Source organism: Luteibacter sp. P4_E6 (assembly GCF_056401535.1).
The window spans coordinates 1-7,378 of the sequence record NZ_JBFUJE010000186.1; the positions used below are offsets into that span (position 1 = coordinate 1).

General features: G+C 65.1%; 7 protein-coding genes. 4 read left to right on the forward strand and 3 right to left on the reverse strand.

All coding sequences use genetic code 11. The annotated features are described in order from the left end of the window. Positions 1-125 precede the first annotated feature (125 nt). From AC1DT2_RS12405 to AC1DT2_RS12415, 3 genes are all read left to right on the forward strand, one after another. A complete protein-coding gene (locus AC1DT2_RS12405; protein WP_477296557.1) occupies positions 126-1,193 on the forward strand; it encodes a sensor histidine kinase in 1,068 nt (355 codons plus the stop codon). Next, a complete protein-coding gene (locus tag AC1DT2_RS12410; RefSeq protein ID WP_477296558.1) occupies positions 1,190-1,951 on the forward strand; it encodes a LytR/AlgR family response regulator transcription factor in 762 nt (253 codons plus the stop codon). The genes AC1DT2_RS12405 and AC1DT2_RS12410 overlap by 4 nt, the downstream gene beginning before the upstream one ends. Before the next feature lie 116 nt (positions 1,952-2,067). Beyond that, positions 2,068-3,447 (forward strand): serine hydrolase domain-containing protein, encoded by a 1,380-nt coding sequence (locus tag AC1DT2_RS12415; protein WP_477296559.1) that lies wholly within the window; start codon positions 2,068-2,070, stop codon positions 3,445-3,447. Here AC1DT2_RS12415 and gph read toward each other — a convergent pair. Both gph and AC1DT2_RS12425 read right to left on the reverse strand, forming a co-directional pair. Then, positions 3,428-4,093, reverse strand: coding sequence for a phosphoglycolate phosphatase (gene gph, locus AC1DT2_RS12420; protein WP_477296560.1), 666 nt, complete (start codon positions 4,091-4,093; stop codon positions 3,428-3,430). The genes AC1DT2_RS12415 and gph overlap by 20 nt on opposite strands. 24 nt (positions 4,094-4,117) lie before the next feature. Then, a complete protein-coding gene (locus tag AC1DT2_RS12425; protein ID WP_477296562.1) occupies positions 4,118-4,780 on the reverse strand; it encodes a TetR/AcrR family transcriptional regulator in 663 nt (220 codons plus the stop codon). Positions 4,781-4,897: 117 nt separating this feature from the next. On the opposite strand from AC1DT2_RS12425, the gene AC1DT2_RS12430 reads away from it, so the two are divergent. Next, positions 4,898-6,463: an MDR family MFS transporter gene (locus AC1DT2_RS12430; protein ID WP_477296563.1), complete on the forward strand. Its 1,566-nt coding sequence runs from the start codon at positions 4,898-4,900 to the stop codon at positions 6,461-6,463. 10 nt (positions 6,464-6,473) lie between these two features. Here AC1DT2_RS12430 and AC1DT2_RS12435 read toward each other — a convergent pair whose 3' ends face one another. After that, positions 6,474-7,358 carry an AraC family transcriptional regulator gene (locus tag AC1DT2_RS12435; protein WP_477296564.1) on the reverse strand — a complete coding sequence of 295 codons (885 nt, stop codon included), beginning with the start codon at positions 7,356-7,358 and terminating at the stop codon, positions 6,474-6,476. Between the last annotated feature and the right edge of the window lie 20 nt (positions 7,359-7,378).

The window sequence follows — 7,378 nt, forward strand, 5'->3', positions numbered from 1 at the left end:
GAACGGTTACACGTGTCATTTCATCCGGCCGGAGTGGGTGCTGCCCAGGCGCGCTGCCGGATCCCTCCTTGCGTGCCGGCTCTGGTATAAGGGCCGGCACGCAAGACTGGGGTGGGGGCCTCGACATGAAGACAGGGAAGAAAGGCTACGCCGTGATCCTATGGATCGCGTTGCTGGTGGCCATCGGTTTGCTCAGGGCGTCGAACCGGTATCTCATCGATATCGCCAACCACGCGCCCTCGCTGTTTACACCCAAGCTGATCGACGAACTCACCGGTTCGTTGAGCTTCGGTGCGTTCCTGCCCGTGCTGTTCGTCGTGTTGCGCCGTATTACGCGCATACCGTCGGTGCCGGCGCGTCTTCTCGGGCACCTGGGACTGTTCCTGGCGCTGTCCGTGGCGCAAACGAGCCTGATGCTGGGCCTGCGGCTGCTGGTCTTTCCGCTGGCCGGCTACGCGCGCTTTGCGGCGATGCCTACGGGCTGGCGTTACGTCATGGAAATGCCGACGCAGTTGTTCTTCTACGCGGTCATCGCACTGGGCCTGTGGCTGTTCGATCGCTACCGCGAAGGACAGGCAAAGGAGCTGCGTGCCGCGCAACTGGAATCGGCGTTGTCTGACGCGCGCCTTGATGCCTTGCGACTGCAGTTGAATCCCCACTTCCTGTTCAACACGCTCAACGCCGTCTCCGAGCTCATGTACGAGCGGCCAAAGGTGGCCGATGAAATGCTTTCCCGCATCGGCGAACTGTTGCGTGCGACGTTGTCGGCGACCGCCCAGGAGCACCGGCTTGCCGACGAGTGGCAGTTGCTTTCCCTGTACCTCGATATTCAGCGAGCGCGCTTCGGTAGCGGTCTCGACGCGCATGTGGAAGGCGATGCCACCCTCGACGACCTGCATGTGCCGTTCCTGATCCTGCAACCGCTGGTCGAAAATGCCATCGAGCATGGCGGCAGCGGCGACGGCAGGCGCGTCTCCGTCGACGCGCGGCGGGAGGCGGGCAGGCTGACCTTGCGCGTCCGCGATTTCGGCGGCGGTGCAGGGCGCCCCGGCCACGGCATCGGCTTCGCCAACGTCGACGCGCGCTTGCGTCACCTCTATGGCGAGGACGCCGGTGTGAGCCGCGACGCGGCCGTGGGCGGCGGCTCGGTCGTGACGGTGTGGCTGCCCGCGCGACGTTGGGCGGCGGCATGAGCCTGCGCGCTGTCGTCGTCGATGACGAAGCGCCCGCGCGCGCCAAACTGCGCCGTTATCTCGCGACTGCCGACGGTCTGGAGTGGGTCGGTGAGGCCGGAAATGGCATCGATGCGATCAGCCTTATCCAGCGACTCCGGCCGGACGTGATCTTCCTCGATATCAGCATGCCGGGCATGGACGGTTTCGGTGTGTTGCAGGCACTGGGCGAGCCTTTGCCGGCGGAGATCATTTTCGTCACCGCGCACGACACGCACGCGGTGCGGGCATTCGAAGTGCACGCCTTCGACTACCTGCTCAAGCCCGTAGGACCGCAACGCTTCGATCGCCTCGCCGCGCGACTGCGTCGATTGATCGTTCCATCCGCCGACCTCGCCGTGCGGATGGACGGGTTGCTCGATGCCTTCCCGCCACCAGCGCATTATCTGGAGCGTCTGCTTCTTCCGACCGGTGACCGCGCGGAMCTGGTGCATGTCGACCGCATCGATCGCATCGAGTCGGACCGCAATTACATCGATGTCTACGTGGAAGGCACGCCGCGCCGCTTACGCGGCACGCTCGACGCGATGCAGGCTCGACTGTCGCCCGGGCACTTCGTCCGTATCAATCGCTCGACCGTGGTCAGGCTCGATGCGATCCGGGAACTGACACCCTGGCCGGAGGGTGAGCAGCGCCTGCTGCTGCGCGACGGCGCCCGGGTGACCTGGACCCGTCGCTACCTCGACCAGCTGCCGCCAGGACTGGCGCTCCAGCTCTAGGCGCCCGTGTTCGCGCCATGGCGGCCCTGGTCCCTGGAACAGGGGCGTTCGTCCCAGCGCGCGGGCCTGTCGTCCCTGGCGGCGCGCAGACTGCGCAAAATCTCGAAGGGACGACCATGAGAAAGAAAGCACTGATCGCCGTCGGCGTCGTGGCGGTGGCTGCGGCCTCCGCCTGGGCGGTGTTCCGGCCGGACCAGGCGTTGCGTGTCGCCGCGGGTGTGGCCGCGCACCACGTCTGCTCGATGGTCTTCGTCGGTGGCCAGGACCCGCAACGCACTTACGATGAACTGGTCGTGCCGATGATCGGCGATGTGGCGGGGCGCCTGCTCAGGGTGCACGTGTCGCCGGAGACCCAGAGCGTGGCCGTGTCGAGTCCGCTGCGCACGCTGGCTAGCGCCAGCTATGTTCGCGGCTACGGTTGCCGTCTGGATCTGCCGGGCAACATTCCGTTGGTGGCGGATGCGCCGGTCGCGACGCCCCCATCGCGTGATGGGAGCGATTTCGCGCCAGCGCAGGCGGTCGTTACCGACAGGCCCGCCGTCACGGAGGCGCTGGAGCGTGTTTTCAGCGAGCACCCGGGCGAGCCGGCGAAGCAGGTCAAGGCCGTTGTCGTGGTCAAAGGCGGCCATGTCGTCGCCGAGCGCTACGCCGATGGTTTCGGCGTGGGCAGCCCGCTGATCAGCTTCTCCGTCGCGAAGTCGTTCACCAACGCGCTGGTCGGCTTGCTCGTCGTCGACGGCAAGTTGCACGTGGATCAGGCGCTGGACGCCGCCGAATGGCGCCGGTCGGGCGACGCGCGTGGGGCGATCACCGTGGAAGACCTGATGCGCATGCGTAGCGGTCTCGCCGCAGAGGAAGCGGAGTCGGCCTTCAGTCCGGTGGCGCAGATGGAGTTCCTGCACGGCGACATGGCGGGTTTTGCCGCCGCCCAGCCGGCGAAGGAAGCGCCGGGCAAGACCTTCGAATACACCTCGGCCGACACGCTGCTGCTCGACAGGATGATCGGCGAACGGGTCGGCGGTGGCCCGGCTGGGGTGCGGGAGTACGCAAGAAACCGCCTGTTCAGTCACCTTGGCATGCATGACATCACCATGGAGTTCGACGGTAAGGGAACCTTCGTCGGGTCCACGTATGTCTATGCCAGTGCCCGTGACTAYGCGAAGTTCGGCTTGCTCTACCTCAACGACGGCGTTGCGCCGGATGGCGAGCGCCTGCTGCCCCGTGGATGGGTGGCGTGRTCGCGCACATCCACCCTGGGGGCGCCCTATGGCGCCGGCTTCTGGACCAACGACGGCCCGAGCGAGCCGGCGACATGGCGCGTCGAAGGAGGGTTCCCAAACGACGGCTTCTACGCCAGCGGCACGATGGGCCAGCGCATCTACATCGTGCCATCGGCGCACCTGGTGATCACGCGCTTCGGTTATTCAGCGCCGCCCGACTATGGCATCAAGGACGATATCGCACTGATCAAGGCAGTTATCGAGGCTTATCGATAGCGAGCAGATCGGGCATCCGGTCGATCACCGCGAGCGCACCGATCGCATGCAGGTCGAGCGACTTGCGATAGCCGTAGCTGACCATGACAAATGCCAGGCCTGCATCGCGCGCGGCAAGCACGTCGCTCTCGGAATCGCCGACCATCAGCGTCTCATCCGGAGCGACGCCTGCTTCCCTGGCAAGATGCAGCAGCGGTACGCCGCTGGGCTTGCGCTCCGGCAGGGTGTTGCCGCCCACGATGCCGTCGATGTACGGCAGCATGCCGCGTATCTCGAGCAAGGGGCGCGCGAACTCTTCGTTCTTGTTCGTGCACACGGCGAGCTTCACGCCCTGTGCGTGCAGGGCAGCCAGCGTGTCGACCACGCCGTCGTAGGCGATGCCGTCCAGCGCCGTCTCGGCATAGTGTTCGAGGAAGCCTGGCATGACCTCGTCGATGTCCGCGTCACTGCCCGCATGGCGAAACGCGTAGGTGATGAGCTTGCGCGAGCCTTCGCCGATCCACTCGGTGATCTGCGCGACGTCGTAGGTGGGCAACTTCCAGTCATGGAGCGTGCGGTTGACCGATTCAGCGATATCGGCCGCGCTATCGACCAGCGTGCCGTCGAGGTCGAAGATGACCAGGGAAAAAGGGAAGGTCAAAGCCATTGCTCCACGCATAAACCCGACATTCTACGCCTTGGCCGGACCGACGCCGTGGCGGAGCAGGGCGAGCGCGTGGCGCGTGATCTGTTCCGGGCCGATGTGGTTGCGCATGGGGTCGTCACGCCATTTGCGCGAGGCCGTCATCGGCAGCACCGTCAGGCTCAGTATCGAACCGATGATCAGTGCGGGATCCAGGTCTTCACCGAGCAGGCCCTCGGCCTGCCAGCGGCGCATGGTATCGAGCACCGTCGCCTGGCGGCTCTCGTTGAAACGCTTGTGGATGTGCTGTTTGAAGAGGTCGTCTTCGCGGAGCATTTCGCCGAAGAAGACGGGGCCGATCCAGGGACTTTCCGCGGCGAGTTCCACAAAGCGCTGGGCCAGTGTGGTGAAGGCGGCGACCGGGTCGTTCGCGTTGTCGAGGAAGATGCCTTCGATATGCCTGCGCATCGGCGCGATGCGCTCGTCGAACAGCACGTCGAACAACTCGTCGCGGGTCTTGAAGTAGTAGTGCACGGCAGCAGGCGTCATGCCCGCGGCGCGCGCGATGGCGGCCAGGGTGGTCTCGGCGTACCCCTGGCGCGCGAACAGTTCCAGCGCGATGCCGACCAGGCGCTGGCGTTGATCGGGGCTGTCGGCCTGGGCGGGCGGGCGGCCGGGGCGGCGGCCGCGGAGGGCGGTTGGATCGACCACGTTTATCTACCTTCGTCGCTAACGAGCATGGATACCACGGTGACGGATGGATTGACGCCGGTCCAGTCCCGGACATATATTAACTTACCACTTAATTAATTTGCAGGTCGTCGTCCCGTGACCACCGAAACCCTTGAGCCACCGGCCGAAACACCCGATGCCGTGCTCCCGGTCGCCGCGCCGGCGCCTGCAACGCCCGCGCCGCCATCGCTGCGCCTCCTGTTTCCCGCATTGATGCTGGTGATGTTGCTGGCCGCTCTCGACCAGACCATCGTCTCGACGGCGCTGCCGACCATCGTAGGTGACCTCGGTGGCCTCAACCAGCTCTCGTGGGTGGTCACCTCCTACCTGCTGACCTCCACCGTCGTGGTGCCCTTGTACGGCAAGTTCGGTGACCTGTTCGGACGAAAGATCGTCCTGCAGACCGCCATCGTGATCTTCCTCCTCGGATCGGTGCTGTGCGGCCTCGCGCAGGACATGACCCAGCTGATCCTGATGCGCGCCCTCCAGGGGCTCGGTGGCGGCGGCCTTCTGGTGATCACCATGGCGGCGATCGGCGATGTCATTCCGCCGGCCGAGCGCGGAAAGTTCCAGGGACTGTTCGGTGGTGTCTACGGTCTGGCCACGGTCATCGGTCCGCTGATCGGTGGCTTCATGGTCGATCACCTCTCCTGGCGCTGGATCTTCTACGTGAACCTGCCGTTGGGCATCCTGTCGCTGGTGGTCATCGCGGCCGTGTTCCATCCGCACGTGCGCCATGTGAAGCACAAGATCGACTACTGGGGTGCCGGCTGGCTCGCGCTATCGCTTAGCTGCCTGATCCTGTTCACCACCGAAGGCGGCACCATGCTGCCGTGGAACGCGTCCGAACTGTGGTTCATCCTCGCCTTTGCGGTGGTCGGCGTGGTTGGTTTCATTTACGAGGAGACCGTCGCCGAGGAACCCATCATTCCGCTGGGGCTGTTTCGCCATCGCACCTTCCTGCTCAGCTGCCTGATCGGCTTCTTCGTCGGTGCCGCGCTGTTCGGCTCGACCACCTTCCTGCCGCTCTACCTGCAGGTAGTAAAGGGCGTCTCGCCCACCGGTGCCGGCATGCAGCTGTTGCCGCTCATGGGCGGCGTGCTGGTCAGTTCCATCGTCAGCGGGCGCATCATCAGCAAGATCGGGCGCTATCGCATCTTTCCGATCATCGGCACGTTCATCGCGACGATCGCCCTGGTGCTGCTCGGTACGCTGAAGGACGAAAGCCCCATCGCGCTGATCTACACCTACGCCGGCCTGCTCGGGCTGGGCCTGGGCATGGTGCTGCAGGTGTTGATCCTGGCCACGCAGAACAGCGTCGACATGAAGATCATGGGTGTGGCGACATCCGGCGTGACGATGTTCCGCTCGATCGGTGGATCGATCGGCGTGTCGGTCTTCGGTACCATCTTCACCAACGGATTGCAGTCGCGCACGGCCAGCTTCATGACCGCAGGGCCCACGTCACCGCGTTCGTTCGGACCGGATGCCGTGGCGAAGCTGCCGCCGGATATCCACGCGCGCTATCTGCACGCGTTCGGCTCGTCGCTGCACACGGTGTACCACGTGGCGGCGTGCGTCATTGCCGTGGCGTTCCTGTTGGYCTGGTGGCTGAAGGATGTGCCGCTCAAGCGTGTACATGCGCCACCGTCCCGAGCCTGACCAGCGCTGCTCAGGCCTGTTGCAGCAACCTGGCATCGCGCCTGGGCGGAAGGCCGAACATCCGGGAGTACTCACGACTGAACTGCGACGCGCTTTCATAGCCGACGGCGAATGCCGCGGTCTCGGCACTGGCGGCTTCGCCGACCATCAGTCGACGGGCTTCGAGCAGGCGCATCTGTTTCTGGTACTGCAGGGGCGTCATCGACGTAAGCCGGCGGAACTGCCGATGAAAGGCCGATGCGCTCATTTTCGCGCTGGCTGCCAGATCGTCGATGCGCATCGGCTCGGCGAAACGGTCGCGTAAGCGGTGGATAGCGGCGATGACGCGATGCGCATGCGTGTTGGCAAGGACCATGCGGGCGACTTCCGCATGGTGCGGGCCGCTGAGCAGCCAATAGGCTATCTCGCGCATGATCGCCGGATACAACAACGGAATGGCCTTCGGTGTATCCAGCAGGCGCACCAGGCGCAACGTACAGTCGGCAAGGGGGCCGTCGAAATCCGTGACGAAGACGCCGGAACCCGGGCCTTCGCCGCCGGGTGCCGGCGTGTCCAGCGCATCGGCGACCTCACGCATGATGGCGAGATCGAACTCGATGATGATGCCGAGGAACGGTTCCGTGGGACTGGCTTCCGCCACCCGCCCGAGCGCCGGCGTCTCTACGCTGACGATAAGCGCCTGGCCCGCGCGGTAGTCCATGTGGCGATCACCGAAAACCGCCCACTTCGCACCCTGCACGACGATGCACAGGGCCGGCTTGAAGATCAGGTGAGCCGGCGGCCTTTCATGATCCGAGCGCAGCAGCACCATGCCAGGCACGTCGGTCAGGTACGGGCCGTAGACATCCTGGCGATCGGTATGGCGGAGCAACGCCTGGGTCAGTTCGGGTGTCATGGCGCCATCCTATGCTGGCG